General features: G+C 67.4%; 23 protein-coding genes. 11 read left to right on the forward strand and 12 right to left on the reverse strand.

Features of this window, described 5'->3' with window-relative positions:
* Positions 1–65: 65 nt before the first annotated feature.
* Positions 66–611, reverse strand: coding sequence for a GNAT family N-acetyltransferase (locus tag ACE026_RS15705; protein WP_019184458.1), 546 nt, complete (start codon positions 609–611; stop codon positions 66–68).
* A 126-nt stretch (positions 612–737) separates the two neighbouring features.
* Complete coding sequence (locus tag ACE026_RS15710) at positions 738–1,595, reverse strand: 23S rRNA (adenine(2030)-N(6))-methyltransferase RlmJ (protein WP_282263631.1); 858 nt, start codon at positions 1,593–1,595, stop codon at positions 738–740.
* 45 nt (positions 1,596–1,640) lie between these two features.
* Here ACE026_RS15710 and creB point away from each other — a divergent pair, with 45 nt between their 5' ends.
* The 5 genes from creB to ACE026_RS15735 all read left to right on the forward strand — a co-directional run bounded on the left by creB (position 1,641) and on the right by ACE026_RS15735 (position 7,330).
* Positions 1,641–2,330, forward strand: a complete 690-nt coding sequence (creB, locus tag ACE026_RS15715; protein ID WP_121041385.1) for a two-component system response regulator CreB — start codon at positions 1,641–1,643, stop codon at positions 2,328–2,330.
* 2 nt (positions 2,331–2,332) lie between these two features.
* Positions 2,333–3,790: a two-component system sensor histidine kinase CreC gene (gene creC, locus ACE026_RS15720; RefSeq protein WP_486039766.1), complete on the forward strand. Its 1,458-nt coding sequence runs from the start codon at positions 2,333–2,335 to the stop codon at positions 3,788–3,790.
* Positions 3,791–3,882: 92 nt separating this feature from the next.
* The gene (creD, locus tag ACE026_RS15725; protein WP_486039768.1) at positions 3,883–5,202 is read left to right on the forward strand and encodes a cell envelope integrity protein CreD; all 1,320 of its coding nucleotides are present in this window, start codon (positions 3,883–3,885) and stop codon (positions 5,200–5,202) included.
* Between the two features lie 9 nt (positions 5,203–5,211).
* The gene (locus tag ACE026_RS15730) at positions 5,212–5,643 is read left to right on the forward strand and encodes a hypothetical protein (protein WP_486039770.1); all 432 of its coding nucleotides are present in this window, start codon (positions 5,212–5,214) and stop codon (positions 5,641–5,643) included.
* 100 nt (positions 5,644–5,743) lie between these two features.
* Complete coding sequence (locus ACE026_RS15735; RefSeq protein ID WP_486039797.1) at positions 5,744–7,330, forward strand: M28 family metallopeptidase; 1,587 nt, start codon at positions 5,744–5,746, stop codon at positions 7,328–7,330.
* 8 nt (positions 7,331–7,338) lie between these two features.
* Here ACE026_RS15735 and ACE026_RS15740 read toward each other — a convergent pair whose 3' ends face one another.
* A complete protein-coding gene (locus ACE026_RS15740; protein WP_486039771.1) occupies positions 7,339–8,031 on the reverse strand; it encodes a hypothetical protein in 693 nt (230 codons plus the stop codon).
* A gap of 138 nt (positions 8,032–8,169) precedes the next feature.
* Between ACE026_RS15740 and gltX the strand changes: the two genes are divergently transcribed.
* The 3 genes from gltX to ACE026_RS15755 are packed head-to-tail and all read left to right on the forward strand — an operon-like array spanning position 8,170 to position 10,419.
* The gene (gene gltX / locus ACE026_RS15745; protein ID WP_486039773.1) at positions 8,170–9,573 is read left to right on the forward strand and encodes a glutamate--tRNA ligase; all 1,404 of its coding nucleotides are present in this window, start codon (positions 8,170–8,172) and stop codon (positions 9,571–9,573) included.
* Positions 9,574–9,589: 16 nt separating this feature from the next.
* Positions 9,590–10,075: a Fur family transcriptional regulator gene (locus tag ACE026_RS15750; protein WP_019184450.1), complete on the forward strand. Its 486-nt coding sequence runs from the start codon at positions 9,590–9,592 to the stop codon at positions 10,073–10,075.
* Positions 10,063–10,419, forward strand: coding sequence for a hypothetical protein (locus ACE026_RS15755; RefSeq protein WP_486039775.1), 357 nt, complete (start codon positions 10,063–10,065; stop codon positions 10,417–10,419). Before ACE026_RS15750 ends, ACE026_RS15755 begins: the two co-directional genes overlap by 13 nt.
* Before the next feature lie 50 nt (positions 10,420–10,469).
* On the opposite strand, the gene ACE026_RS15760 is transcribed toward ACE026_RS15755, so the two are convergent.
* From ACE026_RS15760 to ACE026_RS15785, 6 genes are all read right to left on the reverse strand, one after another.
* A complete protein-coding gene (locus ACE026_RS15760) occupies positions 10,470–11,654 on the reverse strand; it encodes an HlyD family secretion protein (RefSeq protein WP_486039777.1) in 1,185 nt (394 codons plus the stop codon).
* 8 nt (positions 11,655–11,662) lie between these two features.
* The gene (locus ACE026_RS15765; RefSeq protein ID WP_486039779.1) at positions 11,663–13,348 is read right to left on the reverse strand and encodes an MFS transporter; all 1,686 of its coding nucleotides are present in this window, start codon (positions 13,346–13,348) and stop codon (positions 11,663–11,665) included.
* Complete coding sequence (locus ACE026_RS15770) at positions 13,345–13,911, reverse strand: TetR/AcrR family transcriptional regulator (RefSeq protein ID WP_486039781.1); 567 nt, start codon at positions 13,909–13,911, stop codon at positions 13,345–13,347. Before ACE026_RS15770 ends, ACE026_RS15765 begins: the two co-directional genes overlap by 4 nt.
* Positions 13,912–14,011: 100 nt before the next feature.
* Positions 14,012–15,271 carry an MFS transporter gene (locus tag ACE026_RS15775; RefSeq protein WP_486039783.1) on the reverse strand — a complete coding sequence of 420 codons (1,260 nt, stop codon included), beginning with the start codon at positions 15,269–15,271 and terminating at the stop codon, positions 14,012–14,014.
* The gene (locus ACE026_RS15780) at positions 15,268–15,702 is read right to left on the reverse strand and encodes a MarR family winged helix-turn-helix transcriptional regulator (protein WP_259260110.1); all 435 of its coding nucleotides are present in this window, start codon (positions 15,700–15,702) and stop codon (positions 15,268–15,270) included. Before ACE026_RS15780 ends, ACE026_RS15775 begins: the two co-directional genes overlap by 4 nt.
* Positions 15,703–15,816: 114 nt before the next feature.
* On the reverse strand, positions 15,817–18,012 hold the full coding sequence (locus ACE026_RS15785) for a TonB-dependent receptor (protein ID WP_486039785.1): 2,196 nt from the start codon (positions 18,010–18,012) through the stop codon (positions 15,817–15,819).
* A 158-nt stretch (positions 18,013–18,170) separates the two neighbouring features.
* Here ACE026_RS15785 and ACE026_RS15790 point away from each other — a divergent pair, with 158 nt between their 5' ends.
* On the forward strand, positions 18,171–18,584 hold the full coding sequence (locus ACE026_RS15790) for a MerC domain-containing protein (protein ID WP_121041406.1): 414 nt from the start codon (positions 18,171–18,173) through the stop codon (positions 18,582–18,584).
* Positions 18,585–18,702: 118 nt separating this feature from the next.
* Positions 18,703–18,885 carry a 30S ribosomal protein THX gene (locus ACE026_RS15795; RefSeq protein ID WP_019184443.1) on the forward strand — a complete coding sequence of 61 codons (183 nt, stop codon included), beginning with the start codon at positions 18,703–18,705 and terminating at the stop codon, positions 18,883–18,885.
* 71 nt (positions 18,886–18,956) lie between these two features.
* Here ACE026_RS15795 and ACE026_RS15800 read toward each other — a convergent pair whose 3' ends face one another.
* The 3 genes from ACE026_RS15800 to ACE026_RS15810 form a co-directional block, all read right to left on the reverse strand.
* On the reverse strand, positions 18,957–20,219 hold the full coding sequence (locus tag ACE026_RS15800) for an alkaline phosphatase family protein (RefSeq protein WP_486039786.1): 1,263 nt from the start codon (positions 20,217–20,219) through the stop codon (positions 18,957–18,959).
* Positions 20,220–20,294: 75 nt separating this feature from the next.
* A complete protein-coding gene (locus tag ACE026_RS15805; RefSeq protein WP_486039787.1) occupies positions 20,295–20,786 on the reverse strand; it encodes a methylated-DNA--[protein]-cysteine S-methyltransferase in 492 nt (163 codons plus the stop codon).
* Positions 20,783–22,249, reverse strand: coding sequence for an AlkA N-terminal domain-containing protein (locus ACE026_RS15810; RefSeq protein WP_486039788.1), 1,467 nt, complete (start codon positions 22,247–22,249; stop codon positions 20,783–20,785). Before ACE026_RS15810 ends, ACE026_RS15805 begins: the two co-directional genes overlap by 4 nt.
* A gap of 175 nt (positions 22,250–22,424) precedes the next feature.
* Between ACE026_RS15810 and ACE026_RS15815 the strand changes: the two genes are divergently transcribed.
* Positions 22,425–23,567 carry a COG3904 family protein gene (locus tag ACE026_RS15815; RefSeq protein WP_486039798.1) on the forward strand — a complete coding sequence of 381 codons (1,143 nt, stop codon included), beginning with the start codon at positions 22,425–22,427 and terminating at the stop codon, positions 23,565–23,567.
* The last annotated feature ends 146 nt before the right edge of the window (positions 23,568–23,713 follow it).

Genomic DNA, 23,713 nt, shown 5'->3' on the forward strand with positions numbered 1-23,713 from the left:
GCGTGATGTTCGGGAGCCGGCCAGCGGCCGGCTCTGCCGATCAGGGCGCGGACATCCGCCCTGTTTCAGCTGTCGAGTTCAAGCACCATGCGCACCAGGCCCGGCGTACCGTTCGGGTGCGGGATCGGCTGGAAGCCCAGCGAGGCGGCCAGCTGCTTCATCGGCTCGTTCTCTTCGGCAACATCACCGTACAGACGATCCAGGTACTTGCCGCGCGCCCATTTGACCAGCTTGCGCATCAACTGCCGGCCCAGGCCCTGGCCGACCAGGAAGCGGCTGACCAGGATGGCGTACTCGGCCTCGCGGGTGCCGGGGATGATCGAGGCACGCGCGACCGCACCCACCACGGCTTCACCGGCGGGCAGCGACTCGGCCGCGACCAGGGTGATTTCGCTCTTGGGATTGGGATGGGTCAGGCGCTGCGTCGTTTCCGGCGACAGTTCGGTCACCGACTGCAGGAAGCGGTCGCGGATCTCTTCGGGACCGAACAGACTGAAGGCGGCATGCAGCGGCGGGCCGTCTTCCGGCCGGATGGGGCGGATCAGCAGCTCGTGGCCACTGGGTGCCTTGAAAATCTCGTGCCAGGGCGGCATGCGGTTACGGGTAGCCATACCGGTGATTCCTTGGTGGTCTTCGGATTCTCGCATCCCGGGGGCAGCGTTCCGTGAACGGATCACTCACGCCGCGCCGGACGGGAGGCGCCGGCCAGGCCGGGGTTCCGGCCTGGATTCAGGGGGTCATTCGGCCTGCTTGAGCCACTGCAGGCGGGTCGAGGCGCCGGCCTCGCCCAGGTGCTGCTTGAGCGCCGGCATGGCCGGGGCCAGGACCTGGTCGAACTGCCACGGCGGGTTGAGCAGCAGCATGCCGCTGCCATTGAGCCGCAGCGGGGAGTCGTCCGGGCGGATCAGCAGCTCGGCGGTCAGCACCGATTTCACGGGCAGGGCACAGGCCTTGCGCAGGAAATGCAGGATGGTCCGGCGCTGCTTGATCGGGAACCAGATCGCAAAACTGGCCTGCGGCCAGCGGCCCAGGATCTCGGTCACCGAGGCCAGGATGGCCTGGTACTCGGCGTCCTGCCCCTCGTAGGGCGGGTCGATCAGGACCAGCCCACGGCCGATCTTCACGCCGTTGGCCTTGGGCGGCAGCAGCTTCTTGTTCTGGGCATAGCCATCGGCGTGATACACGGCCACCCGGCTGTCATGGGCGAACAGTGCCTTCAGCGCCGTGGCTTCGGCATCCTGCACTTCGCAGACGGCCATGCGGTCCTGCTCGCGCAGGGTCTGGGCGGTCAGCAGCGGCGAGCCGGGGTAGCTGATCATCGCCCCGACCGGGTTGTCGGCCTGGACCGCCTTGAGGTAGCGCTCCACCACCGCGGGCAGCTGCGGCTGGGCCATCAGGCGCATCACGCCGTCTTCGGCCTCCAGCGTCTTGCGGCTTTCCTCGCTGGCCAGCAGGTAGCGGCCTGCGCCGCCGTGGGTGTCCAGCACGAAGAACGGGCTGTCCTTGCGCTTGAAGGTGTCGAGCAGGGCAAGCTGCACGATGTGCTTGAGCACATCGGCATGGTTGCCGGCATGGAAGGCGTGGCGGTAATTCATCGGCGCAGTGTACGGGGCGGCGGGCCCAGCGGCTATGCTGCGCGCATGAGCCACCCCCTGCACAACGTCCTGGTGGTCGAGGACGAAACCGCCATCGCCGATACCGTTCTGTATGCACTGCGCAGTGAAGGCTACGGCGCCCAGCATTGCCTGCTCGGCGGTGAGGCGCTGGCCCGGCTGCGCCAGCACGCCTTCGATGTGGTGGTGCTGGATGTCGGCCTGCCGGACATGAGCGGTTTCGAGGTCTGCCGCACGCTGCGCACCTTCAGCGAGGTGCCGGTGATCTTCCTGACCGCCCGCAATGACGAGTTCGACCGGGTGCTCGGCCTGGAACTGGGCGCGGACGACTATATGGCCAAGCCCTTCTCGCCGCGCGAACTGGTGGCGCGGGTGCGTGCGCGCCTGCGCCGGTCCGCGGCCCCTGCCGACACCACCGGCTGGCAGCAGCTGGGGCGCTTCTCGATTGATCGCGAGGGCAGCCGGATCCGCTTCGGTGACCAGCCGCTGGATCTGACCCGCTACGAATACGCGCTGATGGCGGCCCTGCTGCAGCGCCCCGGCGCGATCCTCAGCCGCGCCCAGCTGATGGACCGCGGCTGGGACAGCGACGCCGACAGCGCCGACCGCACCGTGGATACCCACGTCAAAACCCTGCGCGCCAAGTTGCGTGCCGCGGGCGCCGAGACCGACCCGATCCGCACCCACCGTGGCCTGGGCTACGCACTGGAGGTGTAGGCATGCGGCTGGGCCTGAAACTGTTCCTGGGCTTTTTCCTGATCGTGGGTATCGCCGCGTTCTTCGTGATGCGTATCTTCGTCAACGAAGTGAAGCCTGGCGTGCGCCAGGCGATGGAGTCCACGTTGGTCGATGCGGCCAACGTGCTGGCGGAAATGGCCGCGGCCGATCTCAAGGCCGGGCACATCCGCGACGGTCGCTTTGTCGCCGATCTGGCGCGCGCCAAGCGCCGCGACCCGAAGGCGATGGTGTGGCGCTTTCCCAAACGCACGCTGGATTACCAGGTCACCATCACCGATGCCAAGGGCATCGTGGTGTACGACTCGACCGGCCGCGATGTGGGGCGCGACAACTCACGCTGGAACGATGTGTACCGTACCCTGCGTGGCGAATACGGCGCGCGCTCCAGCCCGGAGACGCCCGGCGACGACACCCACTCGGTGATGCACGTGGCCGCGCCGATCTTCGATCCGGCCGACGGACGCCGCTTGATCGGTGTGCTCAGCCTGGCCCAACCCAACCGAAGCATCGATCCGTTCATCGCGGCCAGCCAGCGCGCCATCATGAAGCGCGGTGCGTGGTTGATCGGCCTTTCAGCGCTGATCGGCCTGCTGATGACCGCGTGGCTGATGCACGGCGTGAACCGTCTCAACCGCTATGCCAAGGCGGTCAGCGCCGGTGAACCGGTGCCGCCGCCGAAGCCGCGCCGCGATGAGATCGGCGATCTGGGCCAGGCGCTGGAAACCATGCGTCGCAAGCTGGAAGGCAAGGCCTACGTCGAGCAGTACGTTCAATCGCTGACGCATGAAATGAAGAGCCCGCTGGCCGCGATCCGCGGTGCAGCCGAACTGTTGCAGGAGCCGTTGCCGGACGCGGATCGGGCGCATTTCGCCCGCAGTATCGAAGGCCAGGCGCAGCGCCTCACCGAAACCATCGACAAGCTGCTGGCGCTGGCCGAGGTGGAACAGTACGGCTGGCTGCAGAAGCACGAGCGGCTTGCACTGGCGGTGTTGCTGCAGTCCGCCGCCGACGCGGTGGCGGTGCGTGCGCAGGCCGCCGGGGTCACGATCGCGGTGGAGGCGCAGGCCGAGAGCGTGCAGGGCGATGGCTATCTGCTGCGCCAGGCGCTCAACAATCTGCTGGAGAATGGCGTGGCGTTCTCACCGGCCGGCAGCAGCATCACGCTCGGTGCCCGTGCGGAAGGCGAGGGCATTGCGCTGACCGTCGCCGACCACGGCAGTGGCGTGCCGGACTACGCGCTTGACCGCGTGTTCGAGCGCTTCTATTCCCTGGCACGGCCGGCCACCGGCCAGCGCAGCTCCGGCCTGGGCCTGTCGTTCGTGCAGGAGGTAGCGCGTCTGCATGGCGGTAGGGTGAGCCTGCGCAACCGCGATGACGGCGGCGCGCAGGCGGTGTTGTGGCTGCCGTTGCGGCTGCCTTCGGTACCGCCGCGGCGCTGACCGCCGCCGCACTTCACACAGACTTCAAACTCGGCACAAACCCCGCACACCGGCGCGCGGGAAGCTGGTCCCCTCCCAACCGAGGACGGGCCATGAAATCCCTGAAGATGCTGTTGCGGTTCGCCATTGTCGGCGGGCTGATCCTGTTGCTGCTGATTCCGCTGAGCCTGATCAAGGGCGTCATCCGCGAGCGTGAGGCCTACCGCGACGAGGCTTACCAGCGCGTCGCGCAGAGCCGCGCCGGCGCGCAGATCCTGACCGGCCCGATCCGGGTGGTGCCGTGGACCGAGACCCGCGAGGTCGAGGTGGTGGATGCGGCCGGTACCAAGAAGAAGGAAAAGCAGGTCGAGCAGGGCCAGTGGCTGCAGATGCCCGCCACGCTCACGGTGGACGGCGTGATGCAGCCGGACGAGCGCCGCGTCGGCCTGTTCCGCGTGCCGGTCTATAGCTGGAAGGCCACGATCAGCGCCGCGTTCGCCGATGACGACTACCCGGTGAAAGCAGGCCGCGTGTATGGCACGCCATTTCTGACCGTGGGCATCGCCGATGTGCGTGGCCTGGTCGGTTCGCCGAACCTGCGCGTGGATGGCAACGCCGTGACGTTGTTGCCCGATGCCGGCGGCGTCAGTGGCATCGGCACGGGCCTGCATGTCGGCTTGCCGGGCCTGGCGGATGAACGGGGTGGCGTGCTCAAGGGCAGCAAGGTCGAGCTGGAGCTGGTGCTGGATGGCACCCGGTCGCTGTCGGTGGTGCCGGTGGGCGATGAAAGCCGCATCGCGCTGCGCTCGCCGTGGCCGCACCCGCTGTTCGGTGGCAGCTTCCTGCCCAACGAGCGCAGGGTGGACGCGCAGGGCTTCGACGCCCAGTGGGCGGTGTCCTCGCTGGCCTCGCGTGCCCAGCACCAGCTGCGCAACCGCCCGGACATCGACGCTGAAGCGGTGAGCGTGGAGCTGGTCAATCCGGTCGATGTCTATACCCAGGCCGACCGCGCCAGCAAGTACGGCATCCTCTTCATCCTGCTCACCTTCGTCGGCTTCATCCTGTTCGAGCTGATCAAGCAGCTGCGCATCCACCCGCTGCAGTACCTGATGGTCGGCCTGGCGCTGGCGATCTTCTTCCTGCTGCTGCTCAGCCTCTCCGAGCACATCGCGTTCTGGCAGGCGTATGCACTCTCGGCGCTTGCCTGTATCGGCATCCAGACCGTGTATCTGTCCGGCGTATTGAAGAGCTGGAAACGCGGCCTGGGCTTTGCGGTGATGCTCAGTGCCCTGTATGGCGCGCTGTACGGGTTGCTGATCTCGGAGAACAACGCGCTGCTGATGGGCTCGCTGCTGCTGTTCGGGGTGCTGGCCGCGGTGATGTGGGTGACCCGCCGGGTCGACTGGTACGAACTCGGCGCACGGCTGAGCTGAGGAACGGACATGAGCTTGCGCCGCTGTCTGCAGGAACGAGTGCGCCGGGCGCTGCCCGCCCGGCTGGAGGTGGCCTCGCTGCTGAGCGGCGAAGGCTCAGGGTGGCCGTCACCGCTGCTGGCGCTGCCCGGCGCCGAGGGCGCGCCGGGGCTGGTGCGCTTCGGGCTGGCCCCGGCCACCTGCGAGGCGATCACCGTGCACGGGCTGCGCTTTCTGGAACAGGCACGGCAGGCGCGCGGCCGCCTGCCGCTGCCGCACTGGTGTGGCGACTATCGGCCGTGGCGTGAGGGTGCACAGGCGTTGCGTGAGGTCGGCATCCGCGGGTTGCCCGCGGACTGGCCGGTGCATGCGGCGGTCTACGCCAGCGCCTCGGAAGACCGCAGCCGCTGGCTGCTGGTACTGCCTGGCCGTCGCCAGCTCTGGTACGGCTGGATGGCGTGACCATGACTCTTGGCCCGGGGGCACCGGGACAACGCCCGATAGACTCGGGGATTGTTCGTGGTCTGGCCGAGAGGCGGGGGTAATCGTGTTCAAGTGGGGCATGTTGAGCGTGGCATTGGCATTGAGTGGCGTCGCCGATGCACAGACGAAGGAAACGGTGGACCTGGACATGGTCAGCCGCATCCGCCAGGAAGCCTTCCACCGGTCGCAGGTGATGGCGACCTTCAGCCACCTGACCGAGCAGATCGGCCCGCGCCTGACCAATTCGCCCGCGATGGGCGAGGCCAACACCTGGACCCGCAGCAAGTTCAACGAGTGGGGCCTGGTCAACGTGCATGACGAGGCCTTCGATGCATTCGGTCGCGGCTGGGAGTTCAGCAACGCCAGCGTGGAACTGCTGAGCCCGCGCGTGGCGCCGCTGTACGCGCTGCCGAAGGCCTGGACCCCGGGCACCAACGGCCCGGTCGAGGGCGAGGTGATCAAGGTCGAGATCAAGAAGCTCGCCGATCTGGATCAGTACAAAGGCAAGATCGCCGGCAAGATCCTGCTGCTCAACGATGCACGCGATTACGAACGGGCCACCAAGTCCGATTCGCACCGCCACGATGACGCCGGCCTGGCCGAGCTGCAGGTGTTCGCGGTGCCCAAGGACGTCGCCGATGCCAAGGCCGACCGTGCCAAGAAGGCCAAGGAATATCTGGAGAAGCAGGAACTGACCCGTGCCACCAATGCCTTCTTCGCCGAGCAGGGCGTGCTGGCCACGATCAGCATCAGCGGCTGGGACAACGGCATCATCCGTGTCGGTGGTGGTGGCTCGCGCAAGGCCGGTGAACCGGTCGGCGTGCCCGAGCTGGCGATGATGGCCGAGCACTACAACCAGCTGGTGCGGGCGGTCGACCAGAAGCAGGCGGTCAAGCTGCGCGTGAATGTCGAAGCCCGTTTCACCGATACGCAGGACCAGCCCGGCTACAACACGCTGGCCGAGATCCGCGGCAGTGGCAAGGCCGATGAGATCGTGATGCTCGGCGCGCACATGGATTCCTGGCACACCGGCACCGGGGCGGCCGACAACGCGGCCGGCGTGGCGGTGATGATGGAAGCCATGCGCATCCTCAAAGCGGTGGGCGCCAAGCCCAAGCGGACCATCCGCGTGGCGCTGTGGAGTGGCGAGGAGCAGGGGCTGATCGGCTCCCAGGACTACGTGTCCAAGCACTTCGCGCGCTACCCCGAGCCGACCGACCCGGCACAGCTCAAGCTGCCGGCCTCGATGCGTGAACCCACCGGCGCCCTGCAGCGCCAGCGCGATTACGACAAGTTCTCGGCGTACTTCAACATGGACAACGGCTCGGGCCGCTTCCGCGGCATCTATGCGCAGGAGAACCTGGCCGCGGTGCCGATCTTCGAAGCGTGGCTGGCCCCGTTCCATGACGTGGGCGCGACCACCGTGGCCACCCGCAACACCGGCAGCACCGACCACATCGCGTTCGATCGCGTCGGCCTGCCCGGGTTCCAGTTCATCCAGGATCGGCTGGACTACTTCACCAACGTCCACCACAGCAACCTGGACACCTGGGACCACGCCGAGCCGGAGGACCTGAAGCAGGCCGCCGCGATCGTGGCCTCGTTCGTCTACAACGCGGCGATGCGCGATGAAAAGCTGCCGCGCAAGCCGTTGCTGACGCCCTGAGGAGCGGGTTACCGGGCCGGCGACGGCCCGGTGCGGGGCGTGGGATCGAGCGAGAAGACCAGGCGGTAGCCGCCTGGTGCGCCGTCCGTTGGCAGAATGCTGGTCACCATCGCCGCATTGACCGGCAACTGGCGGCCCGCGGCATCACGTGGCTCACCGAAAAGTGCGGACGGATTTTCCAGCGTGCCGGTGATCTCGCCCAGGCAATGGGAGATGCTGCATTCCAAGCGGCTCAGTTTCGGTGCATCCGACTCTGTGCCCAAGCGTTGCTGCAGCGCGTGCTCATAGCTGCTGCGCACGTCCTGCGCATCCGCATCGGCAGCATAGGCACGGTCCAGCGCTGCCATGGTCTGCTCAAACGCGGCGGAATCATTGAGCAGTCCCCAGAGCCGATCCGAGCTCAGCCCCTCGTTCAAGCCCAGCGCCGCGTCCAGATGCCCGGGCGCCGGATGAGGTCGGGTGGTGACCAGACCGTCCGGTTGCGCGCCTGTCGCTGCAGTAGTCACGGCCGGCGGAGCTGGCCGGAGGGGCGAAGCCGGGGCCATCTGGGCCGATGGACGTGCCGGGTGCTGCGCGGGCAGCTCGTTACCGCCCGTGCCGGGTGCCGAACAGCCGCTCAGCGCGGCGAGCACCACTACGGCGGTGATCGCGCCAGCCAGCGGGCGCGGCGGTCCGGGAGGGGCAAAGCGCGACGCTGTCATAGCATGCCTGAGGAAAGTGGGGATCCCGTCATCAGACCACGGCCGCACGCAGCAGACTGTAGGGATTCTCCGATTTAGGCAGGGTCCGGCCCGGACAGGTAAAATTGCCGGGATTCCGTTTCCCGCCCTGAGCCCTCCATGACCTGCCGCACCCGTTTTGCCCCCAGTCCCACCGGCTACCTGCACATTGGTGGCGCCCGCACGGCGCTGTACTGCTGGCTGGAGGCCCGTCACCGTGGCGGCGAATTCGTGCTGCGCATCGAAGATACCGACCGCGAGCGCAGCACCCAGGGCGCGATCGACGCGATCCTGGAGGCGATGGAGTGGCTGGGCCTGGGCTATGACGAAGGCCCGATCTACCAGACCCAGCGCGTGGCCCGCTACCTGGAAGTGGCCGAGCAGCTGGTCGCCGATGGCAAGGCCTACTACGCCTACGAGACCAGGGAAGAACTGGACGCGATGCGCGAGGCCGCCATGGCCAAGCAGGAAAAGCCGCGTTACAACGGCGCCGCGCGGGACCTGGGCCTGCCGTACAAGGACGACCCGAACCGCGTGATCCGCTTCAAGAATCCGCTGGAAGGCACGGTGGTGTTCGATGACCTGATCAAGGGCCGCATCGAAATCGCCAACAGCGAACTCGATGACATGGTGATCTTCCGCCCGGATGGTTTCCCCACCTACAACTTCGCGGTGGTGGTGGACGATTGGGACATGCGCATCAGCGAGGTCATCCGCGGCGACGACCACATCAACAACACCCCGCGCCAGATCAATCTGTACGAGGGCATCGGCGCCCCCGTGCCGAAGTTCGGCCATATGCCGATGATCCTGGACGAGCAGGGCGCGAAGCTGTCCAAGCGCACCGGCGCGGCAGACGTGATGCAGTACAAGGACGCCGGCTACCTGCCCGACGCGCTGCTGAGCTACTTGGCCCGCCTGGGCTGGTCGCATGGCGACCAGGAGCTGTTCAGCCGCCAGGAGCTGATCGATCTGTTCGATGTGACCAACTGCAACTCCAAGGCCGCGCGCCTGGATATGGCCAAGCTGGGCTGGGTCAACCAGCATTTCCTGAAGACCGAAGCGCCGGCCGACATCGCTCCGCACCTGGTCTACCAGCTGAACAAGTTGGGCCTGGATCTGAACGCCGGTCCTGCGCCGGCGGACGTGGTGGTGGCGCTGCGCGATCGTGTGCAGACGCTGAAGGAAATGGCCGAGAAGGCGGTGGTCTGGTACCAGCCGTTGACCGAGTACGACGAAGCCGCCGTGGCCAAGCACTTCAAGCCGGGCGCGGAACTGGCGCTGGGCAAGGCGCGCGAGCTGTTGGGCGCGGCCGGGGAATGGACGGTGGAGAGCGTTTCGGCGGCACTGCACGACGTGGCCGCGGCGCTGGAAATCGGCATGGGCAAGGTGGCGCAGCCGCTGCGCGTGGCCATCACCGGCACCCAGGTCAGCCCGGACATCTCGCAGACCGTGTTCCTGGCCGGGCGTGAAGAGGCCTTGAAACGCATCGAGGTCGCACTCACTAAAGTACCGACGGCCTGACCACAGGAGACCGCGCATGTCCGCAAAGACCGCTTGTACCGCTCCGCACCATCACGTTCACGACGCCTCCGACTTCGTGAAGGTGGTCGAGCGCGTGTGCTCGGAACGCGGGCTGCGGCTGACGCCGATCCGCGCGAACGTGCTGCGCCTGATCGCCGAGGCCGGTAAGCCGGTGAAGGCCTACGAGTTGTTGGAGTGGGTGCGCAATGGCAAGGGCGTCGGTGCCGACGCCCCGCCGACGGTGTACCGCGCGCTGGATTTCCTGATGGCCAATGGCTTCGTGCACAAGCTGGAATCGGTGAATGCGTTCGTGGCCTGCCACCATCCGAGCAGTGCGCAGCATTCGGTGCCGTTCCTGATCTGCAACAGCTGCCACAGTGCGGTGGAGCTGGAGGACAAGGAGATTGTCAGCCAGCTGGAGAAGCGGGCGAAGGAGCTCGGTTTCCAGCCACAGGCGCAGACGCTGGAAGTGCACGGGTTGTGTGCGCGGTGTGCGGGCTGATCGCGGTCGTTGATCCTGATCGCGCACGCGCGATCATTGCGTTGAACGATGTCGGGGATGCGGCGTATGACGAAGATGCCTCGTTCATCGGTCAGTTGCATGAGCAGTCGATCTGGTCGTGGGACGCGTTCGTGTCGTTGGAAGAGGCGATCGCGTTGATGCAGGGGCACCGGCCCGATACTGCGTTGCAGGCCAGTCTGTTCCGGATGTTCAGTCACATCATGCTGCTCATACAGTGCCATTTCGATCCGCGGGACCTGTCCCGGATCGCATTAAGCGATGAGCAGGTGCGGACCGCCCGGGATCGGGCGCAGGATGCTTTTGCCGGGTGGTTCCTGCACTGACGTGTGCCAACGCAGCCCTTCTTTTCCCATCTGCGCAACTGAGCCGAGCATCACGGTTTAGCCTCGGCCGTTTCGTGCCCTTCGGCGGCGGTATCCACTTTGACGATCACCGACATGCCGGGGCGCAGGCGCGGGGCCAGCGGCTGATCGGGGTCGATGGAAATGCGGATCGGCAGGCGCTGGACGACCTTGGTGAAGTTGCCACTGGCGTTGTCCGGACGCAGGACACTGAACTCCGAGCCGGTCGCCGGGGCGATCTGTTCGATGTGGCCGTGCAGCTTCTGGCCATCGAAGGCATCCACGGAGAAGGTGGCCGGTTGGCCGATGCGCATCTTCCAGGTCTGGCCTTCCTTGAAGTTGGCGACCACCCACAGGGCATCGGGCACCAGGAACAGCAGCTGCGAACCGGCGGTGACGTATTGGCCCAGGCGCACCGAGGCTTCGCTGACCTGACCGTCGCGCGGGGCCTGGATCACCGTGTTGGCGAGGTCGATCTTCGCCAGTTCCAGCTGGGCCTGGGCGGTCTCGACGCGGGCTTCCAGGCCTTTGCGGGCGACCTGGGTGGAGGTCAGGGTTTCTTCGGCGATGCGGATCTGGGCCTGCGACTGCAGCACGCTGGCCTGCGCCGATTGCGTGGTGGTGCGGAACTTGTCGCGGTCGTTGAGGGCGACCAGTTGCTGGTCGGCGAGTTCTTCGTAGCGCTTGAGTTCGGTACGCGAGCGCGAGAGCTCGGCCTGGCCGGCAGACAGGTTGGCCTGCGCGGCCTGGATCTGCGCGCGGTTCTGCGCCTGGGATTGGTCGGAGTTGGCCAGCGCGGCCTTGGCGCTGTCCAGGTCGGCTTCGGCCTGCACGACCTTCTCGCGATAGATACGGTCGTCGATGCGCAGCAGCGGTTCGCCTTGTTTGACGTGCTGGAAGTCCTTGACCAGCACCTCGGTGACATAGCCGTTGACCTGCGGCGCGAGCACGGTGATCTGGCCACGCACGTAGGCGTTGTCGGTGGTCACCCGGGACGTCTCGAACGGCCACAGTGACCACGCGCGCAGGATCAGCGCGATGCCGATCAGGGCGATCACGATCATGATGATCACGGCACGCAGGCTCGGCTTGAGGTACTTGGGCACGCCAGAGGGAGCCGCCGCGGGGGGCGGCGCAGGGGCGGGCGCGGCGTCGGTCGGCGGCGGTGGGTTGACGTTTTCCGGGGCGGTATCGTCGTGCGGGGGTTGGGTCGACATGGGCGGGCTCATCGGGGCGCGACGCTGCCAGGCGTCGGCGCGGAAAGGGGAGGTGTCGGCGCATGGCGTTTGCGCCACTGCTTGAGCACGGCGGTGCGCACCGCCAGCAGCAGCAACCAGCCAAGGAAGACCAGCGCGACGCGGCCGCTGAGCGCGAACACATCATTGAACGCGCGCACGTTGGCCTCGCGACGGGTGATCTGCGCCAGCTGCGCGGTGCCCTGCGCGCTGCGCTGCACCGGGTCGGTGATCAGCCTGGCGTAGAGCTGCTGTTGCTGTTTCAAGCGCTGGGCAACCACGTTGTCGGCCGGATCCAGCTGGCTGACCAGCGCACCGGAATACACCTGCTCGCGGTGCAGCTGGTAGGTGCCCAGCACGGCCGAGCCGGCCAGGCCACCCAAGGTCTGGGTGATGGAGAGCGTCACCAGGAAGGTGATCATGTGGTCCACGCCCTGCTTCAGCGCCTGGGTGATGCCGAGCATGATCAGCGGCCCCATGAACATGCCGGCGCCGACGGACGCCAGGAACTGGCTGGCGAAGAAGTCGTGCGGGCGATCCAGGCTGGTGCGGCTCTGGTCGAGCAGGGCCGCGCTGCCCAGCAGCAGGATGGCCATCAACAACTGCGGAATGAGCCGCTTCGGGCCGAAGGTGAGCGAGCTGGCGGCCATGCCGGTGATCACCCCGGCCAGGATCACCGCGAACAACGGGCGCATCTGGTCCGGGCCCATCCCGAGCGTACGCATCAGGCCGACCACGCCATAGGATTGCTCGGTGGTCAGAAAGCGGATCAGGAACGCACCGATGATGAAGTGGATCACCGGCAGGCTGGCCAGCCAGCGCGTCTGCAGCAACGGGTTGCGGCGGTAATGCTCGATGATGAAGCCGGTGGTGGACAGCGCGATCGAGGCGACCAGCGCCCAGCCCAGCCACGGGGTGTCCAGCCACCAGCGCGTATAGCCCTGCGCCAGCACGACCACCAGCAGGCCGACGGCGGGAGCGAGCAGGGCGAAGGTGAGGAAGTCGAGCGGTTCGAACGCTTTGATCTGCGCTCCCGGCGGCAGCTTGAGCACGACCACGGCCGCGAACGCGCACAGTGCCAACCCGGCCTCGAACAGATACAGGTTGTGCCACTGTCCGGTGTCCACCAGGCCCGGCGAGACCAGCCACGCGATCGGCACCGCAAGCTGTGAGATGCCCACGCCGATCACCAGCAGGTTGCCGGTGTATTTGCGCGGCAGCGACTGCAGCATGTACAGCGTGCCCAAGGTGCTGCAGGCTGCACCGGCGAAGCCGCTGGCCGCGCGCATCAGCACGGTGGTTTCGAAGGTGCCGACGAACAGATGCAGCACCGCCAGCGCGGCATACAGGCCCAGCCCGATCTCGGCGAACAGGCGGATGCCGTATTGCTGGCGGAACTTGAAGGCGAGCAGGTTGGCGGTGACGTTGACCATGGCATACGCGGCCACCAGCCAGCTGCCCTGTGCCGGGGTGAGCCCGAGCTGGCCCTGCAGGAACGGCAGGTTGGCACTGACCAGCGCATTGCCCAGGCCGCCGGTGATCCCCACCAGCAGCGCCACCAGCGCATAGGCCAGGCGGCGGTGTGGCGGATGCCATGGCATCGAGGCCGAGCCCGGCAGGGTCGGTTTTTCGTGCTCCTCCCAGTCCGGAACCGGCTTGAGGTACTGCGGCATCACCCCTCCCCGTCGGCAGGCCCCCGCAATCCGCCACGCAGCAATTGCAGGGCGCGCGTGGCCAGCCGGGCGCGTTCGTCACGCGTCTTGCCACGCAGCGCGGCTCCCAGCATGCCTGAGATGAGTGAAATGTCCGTCGTTTCCAGATCGGGGCGGCACAGCCCTGCAGCCACCGCGCGGGCAATCGGTTCGCGCAGCAGTTCGAAGATCGTTTCGCGCGCGGCCCGGATCGGGATCTGATCCGGATCCACCGCGCGCCAGTAGTCCGATAATGCCGGCGACTGCACGATCCGGTTCGCCATCCCTTCAAGCACCTCGAACAGTGCATCGTCGCGTTCGCCGAGGGTCTGCACCTGGCGCGCGATGCGGTTGACGGTGCGCTGGAGCAGCGCCTCCACGAGGGCGGCGCGGTCAGGGAAGTTGCGGTACAGCGTGGCCCGGCCGACCTGGGCACGCTCGACCACCAGGTCCAACGGGGCGGTCACGCCGTGCTGGCCGAACACGGCATCAGCAGCGTCTAGGATCTGGGCACGGCGGGCGGCCGCGTCGGCACGTTGGGTAGGCATGCGCGCATCATCGGACACAACTGTCCGGCGCGGAAGGGGGTGCGTCGGTTTCGGCACGCGCGGGTTGGCGCGCGCTGGGCAATGTCGAGGGCGGGTGAGCTCAGCGCGGGGCGGGCACGCCGTGACAGCCGCCCATCCGGGCTTCGCGGATCGGCAGGTTGATCAACGCGGCGAGCACGGCCAGGCCCATGTCGGCGTACCACATCCACAGGTAGTTGCCGGTGTGGGCGAGCGCCAGGCCGCCGAGCCATGCACCAAAGAAACCGCCCAACTGGTGCGAGAGCAGGGTCAGGCCGAACAGGGTGCCGAGGTAGCGCGGGCCGAACAGCTTGCCGACCAGGCCGGCGGTGGGCGGAACGGTCGCCAGCCAGGTGAAGCCGAGCGCGGCGGAGAAGATGTAGAAGGTGAGTGGTGTGGGCGGCGCAACGAGGTAGACCCCGATCATCACGGCGCGGCTGGCGTACATCCAGAACAGCAGGTACTTCATGCGGTAGCGCTGGCCGAGGGCACCGACGATCAGGCTGCCGGCGACGTTGAACAGCCCGATCAGCGCGATGGAGGACGAGGCGACGGTGGGCGAGAGGCCACACAGGGCGATCTCGCCGGGGAGATGGGTGACCAGGAAGGCGATGTGCAGGCCGCAGGTGAAGAAGCCCAGATGTAGATACCAGTAGCTGCGATCGCGCACGGCGACGCGCAACTGCGCGCGCAGCCCGCCTTCATCGGTGACACCGGCGGTGGGCGCATGGTCGCCTGCGCGACGTCGCAGCGGCCAGGCCAAGGGCACCGAGAGCAGGGTGATCACCGCCATGGTGATCATGGCGCGGGCCCAGCCGGCGGTGCCGATGATCCACTGGACCAGTGGTGCGAACACGAACTGGCCCAGCGAGCCGCCGGCATTGATGAGGCCGGCCGCGAACGAGCGCTTTTCGGCCGGCAGGCGGTGGGCGGTCGCGCCGATCAGCACGGAGAAGCTGCCGGCGCCGGCACCGGCGGCCATCAGCAGGCCGAGGGTGAAGGTCATGCCCAGCGGGCTGGTCAGCAGCGGTGCGAGCAGCAGCCCGGCCGCCAGCAGCAGGGCACCGAAGATGAGCACGGGCAACGCGCCGCGCTGATCGGCGACGGCCCCGAACACGGGTTGCACCGCGCCCCAGACGAATTGGCCAATGGCCAGCGCAAAGCTGATCTCGACGATGCTGACGCCGGTGCCGCGGTGGATCGGGTCGACGTAGAGGCCGGAGGTCTGGCGCACGCCCATGGTGACCATGAGGATGGCGGAGGCGGCGACCAGCAGACCCCAGTGCATGGCGGGGGCGGGGGCGGGGGCGCGGGCGCGGGGCGCAGTGGTTGACGTGCTCATGCGTCGGCTCCGGTGGGCAGGGCGTGGTCGAGTTGGTCGAGCAGGGCGTTGAGCCGGGCGGTCGGGGTGGGGCCGAAGGTGGTTTCCACTTCGTTCTGCGCCCGTTGCCACAGGGGGCGCGCGCGGCGCAGGCAGGCTTTGCCGGCAGCGGTGATGACGATCAGGCGTTGCCGGGCGTCATCACCGCGGCGTTGTTCAAGCCAGCCGGCGGTGAGCAGCGGTTTGAGGTTGCGGGTGAGCGTGGTGCGGTCCATGCCAAGCGCCTCGGCCAGGTCGCCCAGCTGCCGCGGTGCGGGGGCGCGACGCAGGATGGAGTAAGCGTTGAGGCTGAGCCCGGCGGGGGCAAGGTGGGCGTCATAGATCTGCGAGAGCCGGCGTGCCGCACGACGCAGGCGGAAGCAGGTGCAGGGGCTCTGGGTCAGCGGGTCCATGGGCGTGTGCCGGGGTGGGTGGCTGGATGATACGTGCATATGCACGTAGTTAGTCAAGCACAAAAAAGGGGGCCTTTCGGCCCCCTCGGGTCAAGCAACCACCCAGTGAATCGATCAGAAGTACGCGCGGATCCCGAATGCCACGCCGCGGCCCGGCAGCGGGGAGTAGTCGCGCAGCAGGGAGGTATGCGGGCGGACCTCGCGGTTGGTCAGGTTGCTGCCGTCCAGGAAGACTTCGTAGCTGTTGCTGTCGGTCCGGTCCCAGCGGTAGGCGAAGTGGGCATCGACCAGGGTGTAGCCGTTGCTCGGGTCTTCGTTCTGGGCGACGTCCTTCTGGCTGCTGTAGCGCACGGCACCAACCGAGGCACGCCAGCCATCCTTGGACCAGCGCAGGTCCGCGCCGACCCGGCCCGGGGCGATACGCGGGAGGTAGCCGGTGTTGGCCAGATCCACGGTGTAGTTGTGGTTGTGATCACCGTGCGGGACGGCGATGTCGACGCTGCGGCTGCCGCTGCCATCCAGTTCGGCTTTGACGTAGTCACCGAACACGCGCAGGTCCCAATCGCCAGCGCTGCCTTCGAAGAGATGGAACAGCGCTTCGGCTTCAGCCCCCTTGAAGGTGGCGTCCTGCTGGGTCCACAGGCGGACCGGCAGCGATTCGACCACGCCGGTGTCGGCCAGGTAGATGAAGTCCTTGAACTTGGTCTGGTAGATGGAGGCGGAGAAGTCGACGCGGTCGCTGTGGGTGTGGATGCCCAGTTCGACGCGCTGGCCGCGTTCGGTCTTCAGGTTCGCATCACCGATTTCCAGCGAGCGGGTGGCAATGTGCGCGCCCGCGGCGTAGAGCTCTTCGTTGGTCGGGGCGCGCTCGGAGCTGTCGATGCCGAAGCGCAGGTCGACGGCGTCGTTGAGCGTCCAGATACCGGCGGCGGAGAGATTGGTGGCGTCGAACTTGCGGGCACGGTAATCACCGGTCGGGTCCAGCTTGACCTGGTCATGGCGGCCGCCGAGTTCCAGCTTGAACGGGCCGAACTGCTTTTCCTGCAGCACGAACAGGCCGATGTTCTTCGTCGCGGTATCCGGCACGAAGGCTTCTTCGCCCTTGGCGCCGAAGTCGCTGTTGCCGAACTGCAGCCCGAACGCGCCGTCCCAGCCGCCGATCTGTTCCTGCACCGCTTCCAGGCGGCCTTCGATGCCACGGTTGGTGAAGCGCGTGGCCGGCGTGCCGGCTTCCAGTTCGGTGTGCTCGTAGTCGGTGTAAGCGGTACGCAGACTGATGTTCTTCAGGAACGAGGTCGGCTGGTAGATGCCGCCCTTGGCTTCGAAGCGGTTCTGCACCATGTCGATGCGGACGTCATGCTCGTCGCCCTCTTCCTCGTCGCCATGGTCGTGATCGTGGTCATGATCATGGTCGTCGTCGGCATGCACGTGCGCGCCGTTGGGAATGCCGTAGTTGGTGCGGTAGGTGCTGGCGGACACGCCGAAGTAGCCCTCCTCGCCCAGCCAGGTGGCACCGACGCCACCGGCACGGGTGCGGACCGAACTGTTGTCCAGACGGCCGCGGCGCGGTTCGTCGGTGTCGCCATCCTCATGATCGTGGCCGCTGTGATCTTCCAGGCCATCGATCACCGCGTAGCCGGGAATGCGGTAGTCATCGCCGTTGCGGACCAGGCCGTCGACATGCAGCACCACGTTGCCGCTGACACCGTCCAGGCGGAACATGCCGCTGCGCTCGTCGTTGACCGAATTGCCGCGCAGTTCGGCGCGGCCGCTGAGCGGACGGTCCGGCAGTTCGCGGGCGATGCGGCCGTCGACCACGTTGACCGCGCCGCCGATCGCGCCGCTGCCGAACAGCAGGGTGGCCGGGCCCTTCAGGACCTCGATCTGATCGGCCAGGAACGGCTCGATGCTGGTGGCATGGTCGGCGCTGACGGTGGAGGCATCCATGTTGCCCATGCCGTTGGACAGCACCGCCACGCGCGGGCCTTCCTGGCCGCGGATGATCGGGCGGCCGACGCCGGGGCCGAAGAAGGTGCTCTGCACGCCGGGCAGCTTGGCCACGGTGTCGCCGAGGGTGCCGGCCTTCTGCTCGTCCAGGCGTTCACCGGCCAGCACATCAACCGGGCGGGCCAGCGATTCGGCATCGCCCTGCAGCGGCGAGGCGGTGACCTTCACGGTGGAGAGCTCGGTCAGATGGCGGTCGCGGTGGTTGCCGGCATCATCGGCGGCCATGGCCAGCGAGGGCAGCATCGCGGCGGCAAGGGCCAGGGACAGGGCGTGGGGTTTGAGCAGGAGGGAGCTGGAGCGCATAGGGCAAGGGCCTTCGGTCAATTGTTACAATATATCAATGGTGGGGCGCGCGAATCCCGTAACGGGACGGGGGGAAGGGAAGTCAGGGGGAGGCAAGGGTGCGCGTCAGGATTGATGTTATATTATTCCATAACGCTTCGCCGACCCTGCTGGAAGTCATGCCCCTGTTCGCTCGTGTTCGCCATCTGCTGGATCGTTTCGGTGCCACCGGCTCGCTGCTGTGCGCCGTGCACTGCGCTGTGCTCCCGGTGCTGCTGGCCGCTGCGCCCTCACTGGGCCTGTCGGTCTGGATGAGTGACGGCGTGGAGCTGGCGCTGGTGAGCTTCGTCACCCTGCTGGGCCTGTTCAGTCTGGTCTGGGGCTGGCGCCGGCATGGCGCGCTGCGCGCGCTGGGCTTCCTGATCCCGGGCCTGACCGCGTTGTGGGCGGGCCTTTTGTACGGCCCGCTGCACCACTCGGCGGTGCCGCATGCGGTGGTGATGACCTTGGGCGGCGTGCTGGTCGGCGTGGCCCATCTGGTGAATCTGCGGCTGAACCACGGCCACGTCCATGACGCCAGCTGTGCTCATTGAGAGCGCGCATGGTAGGCTTTCCGATCGTGCGCGGGGGCGCCTGAGAGGGCGGCCCCGCCGAACCCGTGTCAGTACGGGGTAATCAGATTTCGCAGCATTCAGACTAAGGAGTTACGACATGGGTAAGGGTGACCGCAAGACCGCCAAGGGCAAGCGCTTCAATGCCAGCTACGGCAATTCGCGTTCGCACGTCGTGAGCAAGGCGGCCGTGGGCGCAGCTGCGCCGGTTGCCAAGAAGACCGTGACGAAGGCGCCGGCCAAGAAGGCCGTTGCCAAGAAAGCGGTGGCCAAGGCCGGCTGATCCAGCCAGGCGGGTCATGAAAAACGCGGCGCTTGCGCCGCGTTTTTTTTTGCCTGCGCGACGGGATCGCCTCAGCGCAATGCGGGGAGCAGGCGTTCCGGATCGCCATCGTTGGGGGCGGCCGGGACACCCAGCAGGCGGGTCAGCAGGGGATAGACATCCACGTTGTCGAACCCGGGCAGGGTCTTGCCCTGCTGGAACGACGGCCCACGGGCAATGAACACCGCGCGCATCGAGGGCAGTGCGTTGTCGTAACCGTGCGAACCGCGGTTGCCGGGTTTGCGTGTAGCGATGCGGTCGCGGGTCAACGCATCCCAGCCTTCGTGCATCTGGCACAGGATCGGCGGAATGCGCGGATTGCGGCCGTATGCCCAGCGCGCCGGCAGGGCCTCGCGGCGCCAGCAGTCGTAGCGCGGGTGCGCCCCCAGCAGGATTTTCTCGGCCTGACGCTGCTTGCCCGGCAACGGCGCGAAGCCGACCGACTGGCCTACCGATACCTCCTTGGCGATCGACGGATCAACCATGTCTTCGGTGGCGATGACCTGGCCCTCGGGCACGCTGGCCATGCCGTGGTCGGACACCACGATGAGATTGGTACTGTCGGCCAGACCACGTGCCTGCAGCCCGTCCAGCAGGCGGCCGATCGCGGTGTCGACCTCGCCGATGGCGGCGGCATATTCCGGCGAATCCGGGCCGTGGTCATGCCCGGCGTGATCCACCTGTTCCATGTACAGGGTCACCAGGCGTGGTGCCTGCGCGTCGGTCTGGCCGAGCCAGCTCAACACCTGATCGACACGGTCGGGCAGGGTCACCGTGCTGTCGTACGTCCGCCATTGGCTGGGCCGCACGCCCTGGATGGCCGCTTCGCTGCCGGGCCAGGACAGGGTCGCGGTATGCACGCCGGCTTTTTCGGCGCCGACCCAGATCGGCTCGCCGCCCCACCAGCGCGCATCGGTGACGGCCTCGCGCAGGTTCAGGCGAAAACTGCCCAGCTCCGCTTCTTCCATGCTGTTATGGATGATGCCGTGGTGGTCCGGGCGCAGCCCGGTGACGATCGTGTAGTGGTTGGGGAAGGTCAGTGCCGGATACGACGGCGTCATCCATCGTGCGCGCACGCCGCTGTCGATGATCCGCGACAGGTTGGGGCTGAAGCCGCGGTCGAGCATGTCCGCACGCAGGCCGTCGATGGAGACCAGCAACAGTTTGGGCGCGGTGGCTGGTGTCGTCGGGACAGCAGTCGCGGCGACGGCGTCAGGTGGAGTGGAGGGTGCGGTCGCGCACGCGGCCAGCGAGAGAGCGGCGGCAAGCGCCAGTGGAAGGCGGACGGAAATCATCACGACATGATAGTGCGTGGCGGTGACGCGTCGAAGACAACCGATGGCATACGCCACCCCACGGCGCGTGCCCTGTTACGCGAACAGCGAATCGCGCCGTGCTTCCAGTTGCAGCAGTGCAGCCTTGGCTTCCAGGCCACCGCCGAATCCGGTGAGCGCACCACTGCTGCCGATCACGCGGTGGCAGGGCAGCACGATCGGCAGTGGATTGCGGCCATTGGCGGCACCGACCGCGCGGCTGGCGGTGGGGTGGTTGATGTGCCGAGCGAGTGCCACGTAACTCCAGGTCTGGCCGAACGGAATATCGGCCAGCGCCTTCCACACCCGCAGCTGGAACGGCGTGCCGTGTGGGGCAAGCGGGAGATCGAAGCGCACGCGCTCACCGCGCAGGTACTCCAGCAGTTGTCCGCGTGCGTCGCGCAGTGCATGGGCGTCGCGTTGCCAGTGTTCGCGCCCTTTGGCGTCGTAACGGTTGTTCTCGAACAGGATGTGGTGGATGCCCTGGCTGTCACCGGCCACGGTGAGCGCGCCGATCGGGCTGTCGAAGGTGTCGTAGAGCAGGGTCATGAGGTAACTCCCGAAGACGGTGTGGCCAGATGCCACAGATGCAGAACAGCGTAGGCACGCCACGGTCGCCACGGCTGCGAGCGGGCCTCGGTGGTGCGTTCGCTCAGTCGCGTATCACCACCGAGCACCTGCTGCAGCACCAGATCGCCGGCCGGGAACGCATCGGGCAGCGCCAGCGCACGCAGTGCCATGTAATGCGCGGTCCACGGGCCGATGCCGGGCAAAGCGACGCAGCGCGCCACGAAACCGGCCAGCGACTGGCCGGCACGGAAATCGAGCCGGCCATCGACCACGGCCTGCGCAACCGCACGCACGGTGGCCGCGCGGGTGCGCGGCAGCCCGATGGTTTCCAGGGGTGCCTGGGCCAGCACCTCCGGGGAGGGGAACTGGCGGTCCAGTCCCTCCGGCATGCCCTCCAGGGTGGCGCCGAAGCGGTCCACCACCCGGCGTGCCAGCGTGGCGGCTGCAGCGACGCTGACCTGTTGGCCCAGCACCGCGCGCACGGCCACTTCAAAGCCATCCCAGCCGCCGGGCACGCGCAGCCCGGGGCGTTGTGCGATACCCGTCGCCAGCAGTGGTTCCTGCGCGAGCGTCGCGTGCACCATGCGCAGGTCGGCATCGAGATCGAAGATGCGGCGCACGCGGCGCACGATGCCCGGAATCGCACGCGGATCGACCTGGCCCAGGTGCAGCAACAGCTCCGGGCGCCGTGGATCGGCGGTCACGCGCAGCAGTGAGGGGCGCCCGTGCGGCCCGATCACGCGCTGATAGCTGCCCATGTCGATCTGCTCGATGCCGGGAATCGCGCGGCGGCGCAGGAAACCGAGCATCGCGGTGAAATCCAGCGGCGGCCGGTAGCCCAGGCGCAGGGTCAGCGCGCCCTCGGTAAGGGTGCCGCGCTGGCGGCGGATCGCGGTCGGGGGCATGCCGCAGCCGTCCAGAAAGGCTGCGTTGAAACGGCGCAGGCTGTTGTAGCCCGAGGCCATCGCGACATCGGTGACCGGCAATGCGGTTTCGGTGAGCAGTTGTTTGGCCAGCAACAGCCGGCGGGTAGCGTGGATCTGCGCCGGCGCCGCACCGAGCCGGGCCACGAACAGGCGCTGCAGCTGGCGGGCGCTCAAGCCGACGTGCGTGGCCAGATCGGTCACCGGCTGGTCCTGCAGATAGCCATCGTGGATCAGGGCGAGCGCGCGCTGCAGGGTTTCATTGTTGAGTGCGTCCTGCGCCTCGGGCGCCAGTTCGGGGCGGCAGCGCAGGCAGGGACGAAAGCCCGCGGCCGCGGCTGCGGCAGCGGTGGGGTAGTAAGTGACGTTGGACGGCTTCGGCGCCGGTGCCGGGCAGACCGGTCGGCAGTAGATGCCGGTACTGCGCACGGCAGTGAAGAACACCCCGTCAAAGCGCGCATCGCGGGCAAGGCGGGCGCTTTCGCAGGCGGCGTGGTCCAGGGGCAGGGCGGTCTCCATGGGGCCAGTCTATGCCCGGCAAGCGGGCCTGGCTCGCCATTTTCGGACGTCAATGCCAACCCCGGGTCGCCCGGTTCAGGACAGGTTGCCGCGCCGCGCCGGTCGCGCACTAGACTGTGCATCTGCGCTGGTTTTGCCGCGCATTCCCCCTCGCAAGGATTCCGGGTTGTCCATGTTGCTCAAGTCGTGGTGGTTGCCGTTGTTGTGCCTGGGTCTGGCCGGTTGCAGCCAGCTGGAAAACCCGGGCAATGTCACTGCCGCCGACAAGGCCGTGCGGGCACAGACCGCCGATGGCGACCACATGGTCTCGATCAACGCCGCCGATGCGCCGCCACCGCCGCCGCCCGCGCCCAAGCGCGGTGATATGAACTGGCCGGAAGCAGCCCTGGAAAACGGCAAGGCGTGGATCAGCTGCGATACCGACTATGCCGGCGACGCGGGCGATGGTGCGCCGCTGGAGGCATTGGACAGGGCCAGTATCGATGCCGCCCTGCAGCCCTGCGCCGAACGTGGCCTGCTGCGCGTGCGCTATGTGGGCAAGATCAATCCCGGGTTCTCAGAGCTGGTCGCGCGGCTGGCCGTGGTCGCCGATGCGCAGCGCATTTCCCGGCGCATCCTCGATCTGGATTCCAGTGGTGGCCAGGTCGAAGCCGCCATCGTGGCGGGGGATCGCATCGGCGAATCCAACTGGACCATCTGGGTGCGCGAAGGCTCGGTCTGCCACAGTGCCTGCGTGTTCGTGCTGGCTGCCGGCGACAACCGGCTGGTATCGGGCAAGGTCGGCATCCACCGGATGATGCGGATCAGCTCCAAGGCCACCTCGCGCGCCGAGCTCAACCGCGAACTCCATGAGGTGTACGACAACGTCAAGGATTACCTGCAGCGCAACGGCGTCGCCGTGGGCGTGGCCGACCTGATGATGACCGTGCCCAACCGCAGCCTGCGCCTGCTCACCGCCGAGGAGCTGCGTCAGTTCGGGCTGGATGGCACCAACGCGGTGCAGGATGACCTGGAACGGATCAAGCAGATGCGCAAATGCGGCGATGCGTTCGTCCGCCGCAAGGATGCGTTCCTGGTCGCTTTCGATCAGGAGTGCAAGCGCGAAGGCAGTGAACTGGAGGCCGTCAACAGCTGTGGCCAGGCATTGAAGCAGCGCTTCGGCTTCCCGGATGAGACCTGCCCGGACGAGAGCCCGCTGTCGGAGATCGATGTGTCCACGCTGCTGCCGGACACGACAGCGCCGGGTCAGCCGGACGCGGTGGAGCAGACCCTGGGCGATGCCCGCCCGGCATCGGCCGAGGCGGCCGAGCGCAACTGACGGAGGACTCACGCCCTTCCCGTAGACTGGAGCGCAGTTCCTTCCAGCCAACGGTGTCCTGATGCGTGTTCCGCTGCTGCTGTTGTCCGCTCTGCTGCCTTTCGCTGCGCTGGCCCAGGCGCCACCGCCGCCGGCCACGCCTGCAC

The sequence above is a fragment of the Stenotrophomonas sp. AGC87 genome (genome assembly GCF_057333975.1).

Bases quoted from the DNA above. Each gene is read 5' to 3' on its own strand.
- ACE026_RS15705 (WP_019184458.1), bottom strand. From the start codon at position 611: ATGGCTACCCGTAACCGCATGCCGCCCTGGCACGAGATTTTCAAGGCA.
- ACE026_RS15710 (WP_282263631.1), bottom strand. From the start codon at position 1,595: ATGAATTACCGCCACGCCTTCCATGCCGGCAACCATGCCGATGTGCTC.
- creB (WP_121041385.1), top strand. From the start codon at position 1,641: ATGAGCCACCCCCTGCACAACGTCCTGGTGGTCGAGGACGAAACCGCC.
- creC (WP_486039766.1), top strand. From the start codon at position 2,333: ATGCGGCTGGGCCTGAAACTGTTCCTGGGCTTTTTCCTGATCGTGGGT.
- creD (WP_486039768.1), top strand. From the start codon at position 3,883: ATGAAATCCCTGAAGATGCTGTTGCGGTTCGCCATTGTCGGCGGGCTG.
- ACE026_RS15730 (WP_486039770.1), top strand. From the start codon at position 5,212: ATGAGCTTGCGCCGCTGTCTGCAGGAACGAGTGCGCCGGGCGCTGCCC.
- ACE026_RS15735 (WP_486039797.1), top strand. From the start codon at position 5,744: ATGTTGAGCGTGGCATTGGCATTGAGTGGCGTCGCCGATGCACAGACG.
- ACE026_RS15740 (WP_486039771.1), bottom strand. From the start codon at position 8,031: ATGACAGCGTCGCGCTTTGCCCCTCCCGGACCGCCGCGCCCGCTGGCT.
- gltX (WP_486039773.1), top strand. From the start codon at position 8,170: ATGACCTGCCGCACCCGTTTTGCCCCCAGTCCCACCGGCTACCTGCAC.
- ACE026_RS15750 (WP_019184450.1), top strand. From the start codon at position 9,590: ATGTCCGCAAAGACCGCTTGTACCGCTCCGCACCATCACGTTCACGAC.
- ACE026_RS15760 (WP_486039777.1), bottom strand. From the start codon at position 11,654: ATGTCGACCCAACCCCCGCACGACGATACCGCCCCGGAAAACGTCAAC.
- ACE026_RS15770 (WP_486039781.1), bottom strand. From the start codon at position 13,911: ATGCCTACCCAACGTGCCGACGCGGCCGCCCGCCGTGCCCAGATCCTA.
- ACE026_RS15775 (WP_486039783.1), bottom strand. From the start codon at position 15,271: ATGAGCACGTCAACCACTGCGCCCCGCGCCCGCGCCCCCGCCCCCGCC.
- ACE026_RS15780 (WP_259260110.1), bottom strand. From the start codon at position 15,702: ATGGACCCGCTGACCCAGAGCCCCTGCACCTGCTTCCGCCTGCGTCGT.
- ACE026_RS15785 (WP_486039785.1), bottom strand. From the start codon at position 18,012: ATGCGCTCCAGCTCCCTCCTGCTCAAACCCCACGCCCTGTCCCTGGCC.
- ACE026_RS15790 (WP_121041406.1), top strand. From the start codon at position 18,171: ATGCCCCTGTTCGCTCGTGTTCGCCATCTGCTGGATCGTTTCGGTGCC.
- ACE026_RS15795 (WP_019184443.1), top strand. From the start codon at position 18,703: ATGGGTAAGGGTGACCGCAAGACCGCCAAGGGCAAGCGCTTCAATGCC.
- ACE026_RS15800 (WP_486039786.1), bottom strand. From the start codon at position 20,219: ATGATTTCCGTCCGCCTTCCACTGGCGCTTGCCGCCGCTCTCTCGCTG.
- ACE026_RS15805 (WP_486039787.1), bottom strand. From the start codon at position 20,786: ATGACCCTGCTCTACGACACCTTCGACAGCCCGATCGGCGCGCTCACC.
- ACE026_RS15810 (WP_486039788.1), bottom strand. From the start codon at position 22,249: ATGGAGACCGCCCTGCCCCTGGACCACGCCGCCTGCGAAAGCGCCCGC.